14 protein-coding genes and 5 pseudogenes are annotated in these 15,812 nt (G+C 70.1%); 8 read left to right on the forward strand and 11 right to left on the reverse strand.

Annotated elements, in window-relative coordinates:
* Positions 1 to 32 precede the first annotated feature (32 nt).
* Positions 33 to 1,469 (forward strand): carboxylesterase family protein, encoded by a 1,437-nt coding sequence (locus tag ACZ3I3_RS38000; RefSeq protein WP_467372336.1) that lies wholly within the window; start codon positions 33 to 35, stop codon positions 1,467 to 1,469.
* Between the two features lie 59 nt (positions 1,470 to 1,528).
* Positions 1,529 to 2,551, forward strand: coding sequence for an alcohol dehydrogenase catalytic domain-containing protein (locus ACZ3I3_RS38005; RefSeq protein WP_467372337.1), 1,023 nt, complete (start codon positions 1,529 to 1,531; stop codon positions 2,549 to 2,551).
* 330 nt (positions 2,552 to 2,881) lie between these two features.
* Here ACZ3I3_RS38005 and ACZ3I3_RS38010 read toward each other — a convergent pair whose 3' ends face one another.
* The 5 genes and pseudogenes from ACZ3I3_RS38010 to ACZ3I3_RS38030 form a co-directional block, all read right to left on the reverse strand.
* Entirely contained in the window at positions 2,882 to 3,055 is a 174-nt protein-coding gene (locus ACZ3I3_RS38010) for a hypothetical protein (protein WP_467372338.1), read from the reverse strand.
* A 37-nt stretch (positions 3,056 to 3,092) separates the two neighbouring features.
* Positions 3,093 to 3,473, reverse strand: a complete 381-nt coding sequence (locus ACZ3I3_RS38015) for a TetR family transcriptional regulator C-terminal domain-containing protein (RefSeq protein ID WP_467372339.1) — start codon at positions 3,471 to 3,473, stop codon at positions 3,093 to 3,095.
* 46 nt (positions 3,474 to 3,519) lie between these two features.
* A pseudogene (locus ACZ3I3_RS38020) lies at positions 3,520 to 3,666 on the reverse strand (TetR family transcriptional regulator); the annotation flags it as partial.
* Between the two features lie 91 nt (positions 3,667 to 3,757).
* Positions 3,758 to 4,675 carry an RCC1 domain-containing protein gene (locus tag ACZ3I3_RS38025; RefSeq protein ID WP_467372340.1) on the reverse strand — a complete coding sequence of 306 codons (918 nt, stop codon included), beginning with the start codon at positions 4,673 to 4,675 and terminating at the stop codon, positions 3,758 to 3,760.
* Positions 4,676 to 4,735: 60 nt separating this feature from the next.
* Positions 4,736 to 5,257 (reverse strand): annotated as a pseudogene (locus ACZ3I3_RS38030) (IS5 family transposase); the annotation flags it as partial.
* Between the two features lie 236 nt (positions 5,258 to 5,493).
* Here ACZ3I3_RS38030 and ACZ3I3_RS38035 point away from each other — a divergent pair.
* Complete coding sequence (locus ACZ3I3_RS38035; protein ID WP_467372341.1) at positions 5,494 to 6,726, forward strand: alpha/beta fold hydrolase; 1,233 nt, start codon at positions 5,494 to 5,496, stop codon at positions 6,724 to 6,726.
* A gap of 171 nt (positions 6,727 to 6,897) precedes the next feature.
* Here the strand turns inward: ACZ3I3_RS38035 and ACZ3I3_RS38040 are convergent.
* The 3 genes and pseudogenes from ACZ3I3_RS38040 to ACZ3I3_RS38050 form a co-directional block, all read right to left on the reverse strand.
* Positions 6,898 to 7,115: pseudogene (locus ACZ3I3_RS38040) on the reverse strand (MerR family transcriptional regulator); the annotation flags it as partial.
* A 61-nt stretch (positions 7,116 to 7,176) separates the two neighbouring features.
* Entirely contained in the window at positions 7,177 to 8,073 is an 897-nt protein-coding gene (locus ACZ3I3_RS38045) for an RNA polymerase sigma-70 factor (protein ID WP_467372342.1), read from the reverse strand.
* Between the two features lie 85 nt (positions 8,074 to 8,158).
* Positions 8,159 to 9,391 carry an NAD(P)/FAD-dependent oxidoreductase gene (locus tag ACZ3I3_RS38050; protein ID WP_467372343.1) on the reverse strand — a complete coding sequence of 411 codons (1,233 nt, stop codon included), beginning with the start codon at positions 9,389 to 9,391 and terminating at the stop codon, positions 8,159 to 8,161.
* Between the two features lie 190 nt (positions 9,392 to 9,581).
* Here ACZ3I3_RS38050 and ACZ3I3_RS38055 point away from each other — a divergent pair, with 190 nt between their 5' ends.
* Entirely contained in the window at positions 9,582 to 10,370 is a 789-nt protein-coding gene (locus tag ACZ3I3_RS38055; protein ID WP_467372344.1) for a Mu transposase domain-containing protein, read from the forward strand.
* A gap of 11 nt (positions 10,371 to 10,381) precedes the next feature.
* Positions 10,382 to 10,528 carry a hypothetical protein gene (locus ACZ3I3_RS38060; protein ID WP_467372345.1) on the forward strand — a complete coding sequence of 49 codons (147 nt, stop codon included), beginning with the start codon at positions 10,382 to 10,384 and terminating at the stop codon, positions 10,526 to 10,528.
* Between the two features lie 26 nt (positions 10,529 to 10,554).
* Here ACZ3I3_RS38060 and ACZ3I3_RS38065 read toward each other — a convergent pair whose 3' ends face one another.
* Complete coding sequence (locus ACZ3I3_RS38065) at positions 10,555 to 11,364, reverse strand: class I SAM-dependent methyltransferase (RefSeq protein ID WP_467372346.1); 810 nt, start codon at positions 11,362 to 11,364, stop codon at positions 10,555 to 10,557.
* 385 nt (positions 11,365 to 11,749) lie between these two features.
* Between ACZ3I3_RS38065 and ACZ3I3_RS38070 the strand changes: the two genes are divergently transcribed.
* The 3 genes from ACZ3I3_RS38070 (at position 11,750) to ACZ3I3_RS38080 (ending at position 15,135) form a co-directional block, all read left to right on the forward strand.
* The gene (locus ACZ3I3_RS38070; protein WP_467372347.1) at positions 11,750 to 12,904 is read left to right on the forward strand and encodes an FAD-dependent monooxygenase; all 1,155 of its coding nucleotides are present in this window, start codon (positions 11,750 to 11,752) and stop codon (positions 12,902 to 12,904) included.
* A 25-nt stretch (positions 12,905 to 12,929) separates the two neighbouring features.
* Positions 12,930 to 14,468, forward strand: coding sequence for a hypothetical protein (locus ACZ3I3_RS38075; protein WP_467372348.1), 1,539 nt, complete (start codon positions 12,930 to 12,932; stop codon positions 14,466 to 14,468).
* Positions 14,469 to 14,694: 226 nt separating this feature from the next.
* Entirely contained in the window at positions 14,695 to 15,135 is a 441-nt protein-coding gene (locus ACZ3I3_RS38080) for a nuclear transport factor 2 family protein (protein WP_467372349.1), read from the forward strand.
* A 31-nt stretch (positions 15,136 to 15,166) separates the two neighbouring features.
* Here ACZ3I3_RS38080 and ACZ3I3_RS38085 read toward each other — a convergent pair.
* Positions 15,167 to 15,506: pseudogene (locus ACZ3I3_RS38085) on the reverse strand (transposase); the annotation flags it as partial.
* Positions 15,507 to 15,543: 37 nt separating this feature from the next.
* Positions 15,544 to 15,780, reverse strand: a pseudogene (locus tag ACZ3I3_RS38090) (hypothetical protein); the annotation flags it as partial.
* Positions 15,781 to 15,812: the final 32 nt, after the last annotated feature.

A 15,812-nucleotide genomic window follows, 5' to 3' on the forward strand; every position in this document is an offset into this window, starting at 1 on the left:
GAAGCATCCGAACCGCGCTGGAAGGACATGTCATGACCGCCTCCGCTCCCAAGGCTCCGACTGCACCAGGGGTGCGGTCCTGGTGGGGGATCCCGTACGCCACCGCCGAGCGGTACCGCCGTCCCGTGGTCGCGGCCTTCGACCCGAGCCTCCCCTACGACCGCAAGGGTGTCGTCTCTGTCCAGCCCGACGGCGGCGACTGGCTCGAGGCGGACAGCGGGATGGGTGAGGACTGCCTGAACCTGAACGTGTGGGCCCCCGAGCAGCCAGCCGGCAAGGCGCTCCCGGTGACTGTGTACATCCACGGCGGCGGATTTGAGTACGGCGCGAACACCCAGATCACCTCGAACGCCGCCGGTCTCGCCGCGACGGGGCGCGTGGTGGGCGTGTCCATCAACTACCGGCTCGGCGCCCTGGGCTCGCTCTCGCTCTCGCAGTACGGCGGGAAGCTGGCCGAGGCCAGCAACCTCTTCCTCCAGGACATCGTCGCCGCGCTCACCTGGATCCAGCGGAACATCGCCCACTTTGGCGGCGACCCCGACAACGTCACCGTCTACGGCCACAGCGGCGGCGCCTACTCCACGTTCGGGCTGCTCGGCGCCTCCTCCGCCGACGGCCTGTACCGGCGCTTGGCCGGGTTCTCCGGCGGGCCCGCGCGCTCCGTCCCGGCGTGGTGGGCCGAGGAGCTCGCGCACCTGTTCGTCACCGAACTCGGTGTCGCGGACAACCCGGAGAAGGTGCTCGACCTCGACCCGCTCTCCCTGCGGGACGCCCTGCGCAAGGTCCTCCCGACGGACCTCGGAGTGCGCGGCGGGGTGGACAACAAGGCCACCGGCGTCGTCCTGGACATCGGGCAGCCCGGCGCGGTGGTGCACGCCCACCCCATGGACGTCCTCGCCTCGGGCGCGCACCGCGATGTCGACGTGCTGCTGAGCATGGCCAGCGACGACATGGGCTGGTGGGTGGCGAACGACCTCGACCGCTTCGACCCGGGCACCGTCGACCGCATTGTCGACGAGGTCGCGGGGTGGCGCATTTCCCGCTCCCGCGCGCAGAAGATCGTCGACGCTTACGACCAGGGCGGCCGTACCCCGGCCGAGGTCCGCGCCGCGGTCATGGCGGACTACCTCTTCGCGATCCCCGCGGCCCGCGGCGCTCTGGCGCACGCCGCCGCGGGCGGCAACGCCCACCTCCTTGTGATCGGCCCCGCCGAGGGCGCGCCCGCCGTGCACGGCACCGAGATGTACGCCCTGGTCGGCCAGGAAAAGCCGGGCCGCAGCGCCGAGCAGGCCGAGCGTGACACCCGTATCCGCGACATCGTGCTCGATTTCGCCACCGGCGAGCACTCCCGCCTGTGGCCCGCCGTCACGGACCGGCCCACCTCGGAAACCGTCGGCAACTCGCCCTTCGAGGGCACCGCCCACTACCAGCAGGTCCTCGACCTGTGGGAAGGCATCGACCGCCCCTGAGGGACAGCGGGCGATACGGAACAGCGCAGGGGACGACGACACGGAGTGAGGTACTCGGTATGAGCCAACCGACAGCAGCCGCCGATGCCGCACCGGCGACGATGCGGGCCGTCGTCGTCACCCGGCCCGGCGGTCTGGACGCACTGGAGATCAAGGACGTCCCGGTGCCCGTACGCAAGCCCGGCTGGGTGCGGATCAGGGTGAAGGCGTTCGGCGTCAACGAATCCGAAGTCACCACCCGCAAGGGCGAGTCGGACGCGGAGGTCAGCTACCCGCGCATCCCCGGCATCGAGGGCGTCGGCGTGGTCGATGCGGCCGGCGAGGGCAGCGGGCTGCGGCCGGGACAGCAGGTGGCCACAATGATGGGCGGTATGGGCCGCTCGTACGACGGCGCGTACGCCCAGTACGTGACCGTGCCCGCGGCGCAGGTCATCCCGTTCGAGACCGGCCTGCCGTGGGAGGTTGTCGGTGCGTTGCCGGAGATGTTCCAGACCGCCTACGGATCGCTGACCACCGGGCTGGACCTCAAGCCCGGGCAGACGTTGCTGATCCGCGGCGGCACGTCCACGGTCGGGCTGAGCGCGGCCACGATCGCGAAGGACCTCGGAGCCACCGTGCTGTCCACCACCCGCACCCCGGAAAGGGCAGGGGAACTGCGGGCCGCCGGCGTCGACCATCCCCTCGTCGACAACGGAACCCTCGCCGACCAGGTGCGCGAACTGATGCCGGACGGCGTCGACGCCGCACTGGAACTGGTGGGCTGCTCGGTCCTCGCCGACACCCTGTGCACCGTCCGCCGGCACGGCACGGTCTGCTTCACCGGAGCCCTGGCGGGTCAGTGGACGATCCCCGACTTCAGCCCGTTCATGATCCCGGGCGGGGTGCGGCTGACCAGCTACGCGGGCGAGGCCGCCGACCTCCCGGCCGACGTCCTCGCCCACCAGCTCCAGGCCATCGCCGAAGGACGCCTCAACGTCCCCGTCGCGAAGGTCTACCACGGCCTGGAACAGGTCCGTGACGCCCAGGCCGACGTCGAGTCCGGCACCACGCTGGGCAAGCACGTCGTCGTCCTGGACGACTGAGAACGGATCGCTGGACACGACAAGGTCATCGCACACCTCGAGTCGATCGGCTCGAACCCGCACATCGTGCGCCGTGAGACCTCAACCCGGCGGTGAGCGCCGCCGCTCCCCGCGCGACGACACGGCGGCCGTGCGATGCGCGTCATTGACCCCTTCGACCGCCTGATCGCGAAACGGCCCTCGGTCGCGGCCATGGTCAGGGCGAGTGGCTGCCCTGACCCGCTGCCCCACCGGTCTGTACGACGCCAGCCGGGGCATCGGCCCTCGGTACGGCCCCAGGGCACTCTTTCACCACACGCAAGGGCGAGTCGGAGCTCACCGAGCGGCCGGTCACCGGTGCGGTCGAGGATCCCTACGACCTGGTCGTCGAACGGCTGTCGCGACCAGATCCGCGCCCTCGGCGCAGCTGTTGAGCCAGGTGATGTCACCGTCCGGGCGGGCGGTGAACCCGTCCAGGCTGGTACCGATGAAGAAGGAGACGGCGAAGGGGTGCGAGCCGGGCATGCTGGGTGTCCTCCTGGGTCGGTGATGCTGTCGGTCGTCAGGCGCGGTGCGGGCGCAGCAGGCGGTCGAGTTCGGACCGGAGCAGCTCCGCCGTCGAGCCGCCGCCTTCCACGGCCCACAGCAGCAGGGCGCCGTTGTAGGTGACCTGGACGGCGCGGGCGAGGCCCTCGATGTCGGTGCCGGCGGCGAGCTCGCGGTCGGCGACTGCGTCCGCGAGCAGCGCGGCGACCTCCGCGCGCATCCGGCCCGCCTGCGCGGCCGCGCGCGCACGGAACTCCGGGTCGGTCAGGTCCAGCTGGAGAAAACCGAGGTTGCCGGCCATCTCCTCCGGGGGCTGCACTCCGGCGGCCAGGGCGGCCGCCGCGGCGTGCAGCGCGGCCAGCGGCGAGTCGTGCTCTCGGCGGGCGCGGTCGAACACCGCGCCGGTGTGCGCCTCGCCCTGCCGGGCCAGGGGCGAGCAGCAGCTTGCGCTTGGACCCGAAGCGCTGCACGAGGGCGGCCGGGGCCAGCCCGGCCTCTTCGGCCACCGCCGCGAGCGTCAGCGCTGCGGGGGGGGCGGGCCACGCCGCGCTCCCTCCGTTTATGAATGACTCTTCATAAACGGAGGCCATCGATGGAGGGTTCGTAAATGGCTGTTCGTTAATAAGGATCGACCGAGTACCTGCCCGAGGGCAACGTGCGGGGCTCGGCTATGGACTGGAATCAGAATGAGGTGTCTGTGGCTCGGGAATGACGGCGTGTGAGTTCGCGTTGGCGCGGCCCAAAGGCCCGCGGAAGCTGGACTCCGGACCAGGCATTGACTTCGCACTGTCTGTCGGCATTGTTCCCTGTGGTCACGACTGTGCCGTTGGCACGCAGGCCAAGGGTGTGCGTTGAACCGGCCGCCACGGCGACTATGTCGCGCCAATCGCCGACTTCGCACTGTCCGTAGCTGTTGTCTCCTGCTGCGAGGACCCGTCCGGACGCAGTGACCCCGACGGTGTGGTAGCTGCCCGCGTCGAGCGCCACCACGTTTTCCCACTCATCGACCTCGCACGCCCCGGTTGCCCGGTCTCCGGTCGCTACTGCCCGCCCGTCGGCTCTGAGGCCGACGGTATGGAGATACCCGGCCGAAATGGCGGCTAGGTCACGCCACTCTTCAACGGCGCACTGCCGTCGTCGGTTGTTCCCCGTGGCCAGTGCAGAACCGTCCGACCGGACGCCGACCGAGTGCCAGTCACCACACGAGAGGACGACCATCTCGCGCCAGGACTGCACGTCGCACTGTCCTTCTGAACTCCGGCCAACTGCTAGCACGCGGCCATTGGCGAGTAGCCCGAGCGTGCGGCGCCAGCCTGCGGCCACGGCCGTGATGCCTCGCCATCCGGCGACATCACATTGCCCATCGCCATTCCACCCCGTTGCCAGCACCGTACCGTCCGACCGGAGTCCCACCGTATGAGACCTGCCCGTGTTCGTCGCGGTATGGACGTTGCCGGCTGCCACCGCGACGACGTCTTCCCATCGCTCGACACGACATTCAGCGGCTGCGGTATTGCCCACGGCGAGAACAGTTCCATCCCAGCGCCGTCCGACCGAATGACGTCTTCCGGCCGCCAGCGCCGATGGGTGAGCGAGCATTCCGCCTCCTCGTGCTGGCGCGAGTTCGCGACATGGGATTCCACCTTACGTTGACTGGAATCAGAGCTGCGTCCTCAGTCGTCGCCAGCACATGACGGAACAACCCAGATGAAGGCCTGGTGGATGTCGTCGCGGATCTCCCAGCGGATGCGTAGGCGGCGGAACCAGTGCAGTAGTGCGATGACGCCTTCCACGACCCAGCGGTGTACGCCGAGTCCGGAGCCGTGTTCGGTGCCGCGCCGGGCGAGGTGCGGGGTGATTCCGAACCGTCGGACCTGGTCGCGGTAGCTCTCGTGGTCGTAGCCGCGTCGGCGTAGAGGTGCTTCGGGCGGCGCAGCGGTTGGCCGCGTTTGCCTCGGATCGGCGGGACGGCTCGGATCAGTGGGATCAGTTGGGTCACGTCGTTGCGGTTGCCGCCGGTCATGTGGCGGCCAGCGGGATGCCGTGGGCCTCGACGATCACGTGGTGCTTGCTGCCGGTCTTGCCCCGGTCCACCGGGGACGGGCCGGTGGCCGTGGCCTTACCACCTTTCATCGCCCGCAGGTGGCTCGAGTCGACCGACGCCCGGAACAGGTCCATCTCCTCCACGAACGCGTTCTGCTCGCGTGAAAGGCCGGGACCCGGTGGGGTGGCCTGCCGCGCAGTCGCTGACGCGCCCCCAGGGCGCGCTCCGCCGATCGGAGGAGCGGCGCCCACCCGATCAGTCACCGTCCGTGCGCCCCGCCGTCCCGGCTCCCCGTACTCCCCGAGCGCGGCGGAGATGCTGACCGCCCTCGGGAACAACCGTTCCTCAGGGCGAACAGTCATCGGAGGCGACCATGCCGGACATCAAGCCCGTCAACCATTGGGTCGACCACACATCGACCATCCCGGCGAACGTCGATGAGGAGGTCAAGCTCTTCGTACGGGAATACAACGGCACCGCATCCGGCGCCACTCCCAAGCCGGTCCTGATGCTCCACGGCAGGAGCGTTCCGGCCCTCCCCGGTTTCGACCTCGTACTCCCTCCGCACGGCAGTTCCTCGGACCCGGACACCAGCTACAGCTGGGCACAGGACCTGGCGGGCAAGGGCTACGACGTGTTCATCATGGACCTCCAGGGATCCGGGCTCTCCCCCCGCCCGAAGATGGAGGACCCGTGCAACGCCAACCCGGCCCAGCGGGGCCTGTTGAAGACCAATCCCGGCACGGGGCAATGCCTCCCGACAGCAGCGTCCTACCCCTTCCAACTGGGCAACTCCAAGAGCGAATGGGACGAGCTGAGCACCGTCGTCACGTACATCATGGATCGGTGCGGCGGCGAGAAGGTCGCGTTCATCGGCTGGTCCGCGGCCGCGTTCGTCATGGGTCCGTACGCCCTGCAGAATCCCGGGAACGTGGCGAGCATGTTCCTTCTCGCGCCGATGTTCCCTCCGAACGGCCGGTGGTCGACGAACCCCTCCGACCCCTTCGCTCCGCCTCCCGGGACAGGCCTGCCCACGCAGCCTGAGTCCAAGCCGGCCGCGGTCTTCGGTTTCCCGATGAACCTGACCAGCAAGGCGGCGTTCAAAGCCGTCATCAGTGACGAGGACCTGGCTGGCCACGTGTGGCAGGCCATCATGGACAGTGACGCCGAGGGCAGGAAGTGGGGCGGCTCGACGTCTGGGGCACCCGAAGGCGTCGCGCGGTGGCGCAACTCCTACTGGTGGGGCTGGAACGAGAGCACCGTGCCGCACGCCTCCACGCTCGGCAAGGCCGTGCCGGTGTGCATCGTCTACGGAGACCAGGACAGAACGGCCAACACCTCGGAGGAGCTGGGGCCGGTGCTGCACTTCTCCGTTCCGAAGCTCTACAAGAAGATCCCGGGCACCCGCAAGCTGATGTTCCGTGTCGAGGGCTGGGACCACAATCCGGTCTGGGAACGTAAGCCCGCCAAGGTCCTGCAGCACATGTCCTGGAAGTGGCTCGAGGAGAAGAAGGTGTACGGCGTCGAGAGCGGGAGCTGGGTCATGGACGCGGACGGTGTGCTGGAGGAAGTGGATCCAGGCGCGAGCACGGCCGTCTCCGCGTAAGGCGCGATCATGCCCGACACCCGCTTCTCGGTCGGCCGCGACCCACGGGAGGCGGGTTGGCTCCTCGGTGTCAGCAGGAACACGATCGACCAGTACGCACCGAATTGAGGGGCGGCCGACTTGCGCTCGTCGACGCATCCGCCGCAGAACTCCCCTGGCCCACCGACCCCACTGCGGGTCCTTGAGAATGGTGGTGATCTCGTCTAGGGAGAATCCGAGTTCGCGGTAGAAAAGGATCTGCTGGAGGCGTGCCAGGTCTGCGTCGCTGTAGAGCCGGTAGCCGGCGTGACTACGGCCGCTGGGCGACAGCAGGCCCACCCTGTCGTAGTGGTGCAGCATCCGCACTGTCACCGGGCAAAAGCCGAGACCTGCCCTACGGAGTAACTCATACGCCCCTCTCCTCAGTCGGCCTGTACGTGCTGTGGATGGCTGGCGTCCAAGCCGTTGGCGTCAGCGCAGGGTGAGGGGGGTTGCGGAGGTGACGTGGGTCAGCTTCTCGGGGTTGCGGACGAAGTAGAGGCCGGTGATGCGGGCGTCCTCGACACGGACGGCCATGACGCCGTCGAGCTCGCCGCCTACGTGTACGGCGAGTGCGGGGCTGCCGTTGACCACGGTGGGCTCCCAGGTGATGGTGGCCTCGACCTTGGCGGAGCCGCCGAGGTAGAAGCGGACGATCTTCTCGGCGCCGATGACCGGATGCAGCGCGGCCCTCTTGAGGCCGCCGCCGTCGCTGAGCAGAACGACGTCGGGGGCGAGTACGTCGAGGAGGTCCTGGGGGTTCCCGGTCTCGATCGCGCGCTGGAACGACTCCAGGGCCGCCCGGGTCTCCCGCACGGAGGCCGTTCTGCGGGGGCGGCGAGCGCCGACGTGCCGACGGGCGCGGTGCGCGATCTGCCGTACGGCCGCCGGGGTCTTGCCGACGGCCTCGGCGATCTCGTCGTAGTCGACCTCGAAGACCTCGCGCAGTACGAACACCGCCCGCTCGATCGGGGAAAGGCTTTCGAGGACGAGCATCATCGCCATCGACATGCTCTCGGCGAGTTCGATGTCCTCGGCCACGTCCGGCGTGGTGATCAGCGGTTCGGGCAGCCACTGGCCGACGTACGCCTCCCTGCGGCGCTTCATGGTGCGCAGCCGGTTGAGCGCCTGCCGGGTCGTGATCCGCACGAGGTACGCCCGCTGGTCACTCACCTGTCCCAGGTCGACCTTGACCCACCGCAGCCAGGTCTCCTGAAGGACGTCTTCGGCGTCCGCCGCCGATCCGAGCATCTCGTAGGCGACCGTGAACAGCAGGTTGCGGTGGGCCACGAACGCTTCGGTCGCCAGGTCGGTGCTGTGGTCGGTCATATCTCGGTCTCTCTCGCTCGAATGCCGGGTCGGGCTGCCCGCCCCGTGGTGGCCGGACGCCCCGCCGTGCTTGGCCCACGGGCAGTTACCGGCGGTGGCCGCCCTCGGGCCGGGTGCGCACGATGACGTCGGTGTTCTCAGCCATGGACGGATCCGGCGCGGCGGCCAGGCGGCGCTTGCGCTTGGGCAGGCCGAAGGTCGGGTGCGAGGTGCCCCACAGCGCCCCCTTTTCGATGGCCGCCTTGATCCGCGCGGCCTTCCGCCCGCCCATGTACTTCGGCTTTGCCTGCCCTTCGTCGTCGACCGACTGCCAGAGCCCGTCCCGCCGCCCGAGGCTGATGGCGTTGTACAGGTAGATCAGCTTGACGTTCGAGATCTTGCGGCCGGTCAGACGTCCCACGATCGCCTCGATGGCCTGTCGGCCGGTGTAGCCGGCCGAGCCGCAGGACATCGGCAACGGACGGCCGTTGTCGCCGACGGCATGGACACTGTCGCCGACGGCGTAGACGTTCGGGTGCGAGACCGACCGCATGGTGCGGTCGACGACGATCCGACCGTCCTCGGTGACTTCAAGGCCGCCTGCGGCGGCGATGGGGTCGACCGCGAATCCGGCCGTCCACACGGTTGCGTCGGAGGCCAAGGCGGTGCCGTCGGCGCACAGCACCCGCGTCGCTTCGACGGCTTCGACGCTGGTGTGCTCCAGGACGGTGATGCCCAGCCGGTCGCACGCCTGGCGCAGGTGGCCGCGGGCTCCGGCGGAGAGCCGGGCGCCCAGCTCACCGCGGGCGATCAGCGCCACCGACAGGCCGGGCCGCGCTTCGGCGATCTCGGTGGCGGTCTCGATGCCGGTCAACCCGTCGCCGACGACCACCACACTCCCGCCTCCGCCCCGCCCGCCCAGGCCGTCCAAGCGCTCGCGCAGACGCAGCGCCGAGGGCCTGGCGGCGACGTCGAAGGCGTGCTCGGCCACGCCCGGGACACCGTGGTCGTCGCCGTGGCTGCCGAGCGCGTACACAAGCGTGTCGTAGCCGAGGTCGCCGTCGGCATCGGCCACGGCGACGACCCGGCGCTCGGGGTCGACGGCGGTGACACGGGCCACGCGCAGCCGGATCCCCGTGCCCGCGAAGACATCGGCGAGCTGCGGAGCCTCGATGTCCCGGCCGGCCGCCAGCTGGTTCAGCCGCAGCCGCTGGACGAAGTCCGGCACGGCGTTGACCACGGTGATCTCGGTGTCCGCCGGGGACAGCCGGCGGACCAGGTTCCCGGCCACGTAGGCCCCGGCATAGCCGGCGCCGAGGACGACGATGCGGTGCTTCATGAGTTGCTCCTGGCGGCTCGCTTGCTCCCGGTGAGTTGGGTGGAACGGCGCCCCGATTGCTGACGGGCACTGACACCTGCGTATCCGCTGCCGATCACGGCCGCCTCGATCCTCTCGGTCATGCTGTCTCCTCTGTCTCAAGGGGTTCGGCCTCAAGACACCGCGCGACTGATCGCCGTGACAGCCTGTGATGCAGATCACTCCACTGGCGCGGGCTCGGCACGGGGCGTCGAAGGCGAGAGGCACCGTCGGCGAGTACTTCGCCATCGAGAAACCCCTGCTGCAGCCACTGCCCGAGGACCACTTCGAGACCGGCAGGCTCTTGACCCCGCGAGTGGACCGCTACGCGCAGATCACCGTGCGCATGAACCACCACTCGGTACCGGTACGGCTGATCGGCCGCCAGGTCCGCGTCCTGCTGCACGCTTCCGAACTGGTGGTCTACGACGGCCGCACCGAAGTCGCCCGGCACGAGCGGCTGGTCACCCGCGGCGGGAGCCGCCTGGACCTGGACCACTACCTGGAAGGACTGCTGCGCAAGCCCGGTGCACTGCCGGGGGCCACTGCGCTGGACCAGGCCCGGGCGGCGGGGAAGTTCACCCCGGTGCACGACGCCTGGTGGGAGGCCACGAGCCTCGCGCACGGTGACGCGGTCGGCACCCGCGCGTTGATCGAGGTTCTGTTGCGGCACCGGCACATGAGCCACGACCATGTCGTCGCCGGGATCGCCGCCGCCCTGCAAGCCGGTGCCCTGAGCTCGGACGCAGTGGCCCTGGAAGCACGCAGGGCCGCCGAACGGGAGGGCTCCGGCGAGGTCGGCCCGGACACGGCACTCGGGCGGATCGGTTCCCCGGTGATCTCGCTGACCGAACGCCGCCTGGCCGCACTGCCGCCCGACTCGCGTCCGCTGCCGTCGGTGGCCGCCTACGACCAGCTCCTGCGTCACGCCCGGCCACCGGCCGGGCGTCCCACCAGTTGAGGAGTCCCGCCATGAGCGTCACCCGTCACCGCGGCCTGACCGAACCGGCTACCGACGCGGCCATCGAGGCGGCCTGCCGCAACCTGCGGCTGCTCACGATGCGCGGCCAGTTCTCCGAGCTCGCCGACGCCGTCGTGCGCGACCAGATGACCGCGTAAGGCGATCCACGGTGCCTGCGGAGCTGTCAGCCTGCCAGCCGAGCTTTCCAGATCTCCTCACTGGGCCATTGCTGGGCCCAGTCGGCGGAAACTTCTTCGTAATCCCCCGCAGACTGGGGTGCCTGAATCTCAATCAGATCTTCAACGACGAAGCCGCAGGCCCGCAGCAGACGGAGCATCTCACCGTGCGGCAGGATGAACTCCACGTGATTCCCCCAGTCCAGCCGCGTCAGGCCGAATTGGCCGCGGGACAGAGTGGTGGATGCCGGTCCCTCGGGCGGTACACACAGCGCGAACAGCGGTGAGTAGCGCGAGAACACCAGCCGGCCTCCAGGAACGAGAAGCCGGGCTGCCTCCGGGATCCACTGGTAGGGGTCGCACCACAGCGAGGCACCGAACTCGCTGATCGCCAGGTCGAACGTGTTGTCCTCGTAGGGCACCTTCTCGGCATTGCCCAGGACAAGGGGGAAGTCGATGCCGAACTCCGCCTGCATCGCGCGAGCAGTGGCGAGCTGCTTCTCCGAGAGGTCGATCCCGACCGGGTGGGCTCCTGCTCTGGCCAGCCAAGCGGAAACGTAGGCAGTACCGCAGCCCAACTCAATGGCGCGCATCCCGTCGATGCCGTCGGGAAGCACGGAAACCTGCGACTCAGGGGTGGCCCACAATCCCCAGGACGGTTCCACCTGCGCCCAGTGATCACGGGCGAGCGGCCCGTGCCACGCAGCCGCCTCGTCATCCCAAAAGCGACGATTCTGCTCCACATGGTCCGCCGGGCCGTCATGAGTCATGGAGGCATTCGATCGAAGATGCTGCCGTTCCGGCAACGGAATTTCCACGGCGCCAGACTCCCTCGAGACGCGTCGCATGGCACGACGGCCAGGTAAGCACCACCACCTGCGGCGCGCATCGCTCACAGGTCGGCGAGCAACTCCACCACCGGACCCCCGTCGGCACGATCCACCTTGCAGCAGGCATTGCTGCTTCTCATCGACATTTTCGGGCTCCTTGATCGCGGAGTGATGCCCAAACCCATCGACAAACGTTGCTCACTCCCACCTACGAAACCACGGCCGTCCGCCCCTCGGCACATTGACAGGCATCTGTCGACATGTTGCTATGAGGCGCTGATCAGCCGGACCTGCGTCGCGGCGCATGCCGCTCGGGCACCGCATGACGACCACTTGACCGGGGGCGGTTTCCCCGAACCCGAAGCGAGGACCCATGCCGCAGCGCGCCGCGACCATCGTCGGCGGCGGGATCGGCGGGCTCGCGGCAGCCATCGCCCTGCATCGCAGGGGCTGGCGCGTCGAGGTGCTGGAACGGGCCCCGGAGTTCACCGAGATCGGAGCCGGCATCTCCCTGTGGCCGAACGCGCTGCGCGCGCTTGAGGTGCTCGGCCTGGCCGACGCCGTCCGGGCACTCGGCACCGTCGAGGCCACAGGCGGCGTACGCGACCGCCAGGGCCGCTGGCTGTCCCGTACGGACAACGCGGAACTGGCGCGCCGCTTCGGCCATCCCCTGGTGGTCCTGCACCGCGCGGACCTGTTGCGGGTGCTCACCGAGGCGCTTCCCGGTGACAGCCTGCGGCCGGACAGTGAGGTGTCCGCGGTCCGCGACGGCGGCCGCTGCCCGGTCGTCGATCACCGCGGGGGCGAGTCCCGGCCCGATCTCGTGGTCGGCGCCGACGGGCTGCGCAGTGCGGTCCGCCGCACCCTGTGGCCCGACGCGGCCGGCCCCCGGTACGCCGGCTACACCGCCTGGCGCATGGTCACCGAGCCCCTCGCCGAGCCGCCCGCCGAGGGCGCGGCGATCTGGGGCCGCGGGGCGAGGTTCGGTTACACGGCGCTACCGGGCGGGCGGATGTACTGCTTCGCGACCGCGTCGCTGCCGACGAGAGCGGCCTCCGGCTCGTCCGAGTACGCCGAACTGCTGCGCCGGTTCGAGTCCTGGCCGGATCCCGTCCCCGCCCTGCTGGCCGCTGTCCCCGCGGACACGGTGCTCCGACACGACCTGTACGACCTGCCACCGTTGCCCTCCTTCGTCCGCGGTCGGGTCGCGCTGCTGGGCGACGCGGCCCATGCCATGACCCCCAACCTGGGCCAGGGCGCATGCCAGGCGCTGGAGGACGCGGTCACCCTCGCCCACTGCCTCGACGGCGCCCCGGACGTGGCCGCCGCGCTGCGCTCGTACGACCTGCTGCGCCGCCCGCGGACCCAGTCCATCGCGCGCCGCTCCGCCCGGCTGGGCGCAGTCGGCCAGTTGTCGTGGCCGCCTGCGGTGCTGCTGCGCGACACGGCCGCCCGGCTGATGCCGATGCGGGCGACGCTGCGTTCCATGACGCCGGTGCTCGGCTGGACCGCGCCCGGTGACCGCTGACCGCGACGGAGAGTGAAAGCGACCAATGCCGGACTGGACGTATCACCCGCTGCGCGGCCTGGCCGCTGCCGTGCTCGGTCGGCGCCGTTCGCAGCGAACCGCACTGCGGCTGCTGGCCTCGATCGGCTCCCGTCCCGCCGGCGCGCGGCTGATCGCCCGGGGGTTCGGCCACCGCCATCCGCCCAAGGGGCTCGCCGGCGAGATCGCCGGGGTGCCCGTGACCGTCCGTCTCGGCATATCCGTCCCGCCCTCGCTCGCCCGCGAAGTGGTATGCGCCATGCCCCCGCTCGGGGCTGGTGTCGTCGAGGTGGCGCCCGTCTCGGCGGCCGACGCGGAGACCGTACGTGAGGCCGCTGCCGGCCGCTCGATCCCGCTGGTTGTCCGCGCCTGCGACCCGGAGGCCGAGGCCGCCCTCAAACCCTATGTCGACGGGTTCACGAGCAGCGACGACCCGCACGTGGTCCATGTGTCCGACCCATCGGTCACCGCCGCGGCCGCCGCGCTCGAGGAGCCGGGCGCCGTCGTACTCGCCCGGCCCGGGGTGCTCGTCGCGGCCGGACCCGGTTGGTTCCAGCGGGTCACCGAGGCAGCCACGCCCACCGCGCCCGCTCCGGTGCTGCGGGACGTCGGCCGCGATCCACGCCGCTGGCCCGCATGGTGGTGGGCGCTACTGGTCGGGCTCGGTATGACGGGCGCCGGACTCGGCGCCGCGGCGATCACGCTCGGGCCGGTGCTGCTCTGGTACGACCGCGACTACCTCGGCATGACGCTGCACGAACTGCATGCCGCCAACCACCACCTCGTGCACTTCCTCCAGCACGACCGGATCACCATGGCCGGCACGATGGTAGCGATCGGTGCCCTCTACACCGGCCTCGCCTTGGGCGGGATCAGACGCGGCTGGCCCTGGGCCCGCGAGGTGTATCTGCTCTCGGGGGCGATCGGCTTTCCCACCTTGTTCTACTTTCTGGCCACCGGCTTCGTGGAACCCCTGCACACGGCCACCGCCATCGTGCTGTTCCCGATGTTCGTGGCCGCGGTCCGCCGGACCCCGCATGCGCCGCGGTGGCGCCTGGCGCACGAGGGGCCGGAGCGGGAGCGCCGGCGGTCGCTGGTCGGCCAGCTGCTGCTGATCGTCACAGGAGCGGGGCTGTTCGTCGGCGGAGCGGTGATCTCGGTGGTCGGTCTGACCGGTGTCTTCGTGCCGACCGACCTGGCCTTCCTGGGCGCCAGCAAGCAGACTCTGGAATCCGTGAATCCCCGGCTTGTGCCGTTCGTCGCCCACGACCGGGCGGGGTTCGGCGGCGCCCTGATGGCCGCCGCGGTGGCCATCATGCTGCTCAGCGCGTGGGGCTGGCGGCGGGGTGAGGCCTGGGTGTTCTGGACCCTGGCCGCGGCGGCGGTCGCCGGCTTCCTGCCGGCTGTCGTGGTGCACGGCGCGATCCACTACACCGACTTCATCCACCTCGCGCCGGTCTACTTCGGCATCGCCATGACCGGCATCGGCCTGCTGCTGGCGCGTCCGTACCTCTGTGCCAAGGCATCAACGAGGCCGAAGGACTGACGGCCCGCCCGGGCGAGCGCTCCACCACTGAGTGCATGGACGACTCGACGCCCCGATCCACCGGACTGGCAGTTGTACGCGGTTGGCCTGCTAGGGCGCGTATCGAAAGTGGATCTTGGTGATGCGTTTGCCTTACTTCAGAGGTAATCGTCTCGGCGTGGCCGCGCTGGCAGGATTGGTGATCTCTCCGCGTCGGAGGACGTGGACCAAGACGGAGAGGTCAGCGATGTCCATAGCCGCACCTACGAACACGCGCACTGTGGTTGAGGAGTTACTGCGCAGAATCGGCGAGGGCGACCCCGAGCGCATCGCCGAGCTGTATGCCGAGCAGGGCGATTGGAAGCTCGACTGGCCGGAGGCCGAGCACGGCCGTAGTGCCACGCCGTGGATCCGTCACCGGTCCACCCGGGCCGACGCGGCCGCCCACTATCGCGAGCTTGCCGAGTACCACGTGCCGGAATTGGTGGCGACTGAGGTCGAGCGCATCCTTATCGACGGAAGCGACGCAGTCGTGCTCGGCGAAATCCGTCAGACCGCCCGGCCCACCGGACGTGCGTATCAGGCGCGGTTCGCTCTGCATCTCACCGTCGAAGACGGCCTTGTCACCCGGCACCATGTCTACGAGGACAGCCTGGCCGTCGCCCAGGCATTCGAGGCGGAGAAGTGAAGGGCCACCGGGCCGATCGCGAAGATGCTGCTCACAGCCACTCGCTGATGGCCGCGATGAGGACGGTCGCCTCGTAGCCGACCGCGAGCTTGTCGTACCTCGTGGCCACGGCTCGGTGCCTTTGAGGCGGTTGATGCCGCACTCGACCGCGTGCCGAGCCTTGTAGTCCTGCGGGTCGAACTTCGGCGGCCGGCCGCCGCGCGAGCCGCGGCTCTTGCGGTTGCGGGCCTGGTCGGCCTTGTCCGGGATGGTGCAGCGGATCCCCCGCCCCGCAGGTAAGCACGGTCTATCTGTGAGGCGTACGCCTTGTCGGCACGCACGCGATCTGGCCGGGTGCGCGGCCTGCCCGGCCCAAGACGCGGCACACGGACCTACCCGGCCCCACGGCCCGTATTCGGCGGGCAGGTCCCGCCACGGGATACCGGTGCGGACCCGGAACCGTATGCCGTCGATCAGCTGCCGCCTGGCCCACGTCGGCGGCCGGCCAGGCTTCCTGCCCTTCGGCAATGAAGCAGAAGCACGCAGTGAAGCTGGGCGTGTTCCTGAGCGTCGGGGGGGGGGGGGGGGCGGGGGGGGCCCCCCCCCCCCCCCCCCCCCCCCCCCGGGCGCGGGGGGGGGGGGGGCGGGGGGGGAGACGCGACACACAAGAAGAAAAAAAAACCCCCCCCCCCCCCCCC

It is taken from the genome of Streptomyces sp. NPDC016851, from assembly GCF_055562795.1.

Bases quoted from the DNA above. Each gene is read 5' to 3' on its own strand.
- ACZ3I3_RS38025 (WP_467372340.1), bottom strand. From the start codon at position 4,675: ATGCTCGCTCACCCATCGGCGCTGGCGGCCGGAAGACGTCATTCGGTC.
- ACZ3I3_RS38075 (WP_467372348.1), top strand. From the start codon at position 12,930: ATGCCGGACTGGACGTATCACCCGCTGCGCGGCCTGGCCGCTGCCGTG.
- ACZ3I3_RS38045 (WP_467372342.1), bottom strand. From the start codon at position 8,073: ATGACCGACCACAGCACCGACCTGGCGACCGAAGCGTTCGTGGCCCAC.
- ACZ3I3_RS38005 (WP_467372337.1), top strand. From the start codon at position 1,529: ATGAGCCAACCGACAGCAGCCGCCGATGCCGCACCGGCGACGATGCGG.
- ACZ3I3_RS38050 (WP_467372343.1), bottom strand. From the start codon at position 9,391: ATGAAGCACCGCATCGTCGTCCTCGGCGCCGGCTATGCCGGGGCCTAC.
- ACZ3I3_RS38055 (WP_467372344.1), top strand. From the start codon at position 9,582: ATGCAGATCACTCCACTGGCGCGGGCTCGGCACGGGGCGTCGAAGGCG.
- ACZ3I3_RS38010 (WP_467372338.1), bottom strand. From the start codon at position 3,055: ATGCCCGGCTCGCACCCCTTCGCCGTCTCCTTCTTCATCGGTACCAGC.
- ACZ3I3_RS38035 (WP_467372341.1), top strand. From the start codon at position 5,494: ATGCCGGACATCAAGCCCGTCAACCATTGGGTCGACCACACATCGACC.
- ACZ3I3_RS38000 (WP_467372336.1), top strand. From the start codon at position 33: ATGACCGCCTCCGCTCCCAAGGCTCCGACTGCACCAGGGGTGCGGTCC.
- ACZ3I3_RS38060 (WP_467372345.1), top strand. From the start codon at position 10,382: ATGAGCGTCACCCGTCACCGCGGCCTGACCGAACCGGCTACCGACGCG.
- ACZ3I3_RS38070 (WP_467372347.1), top strand. From the start codon at position 11,750: ATGCCGCAGCGCGCCGCGACCATCGTCGGCGGCGGGATCGGCGGGCTC.
- ACZ3I3_RS38080 (WP_467372349.1), top strand. From the start codon at position 14,695: ATGTCCATAGCCGCACCTACGAACACGCGCACTGTGGTTGAGGAGTTA.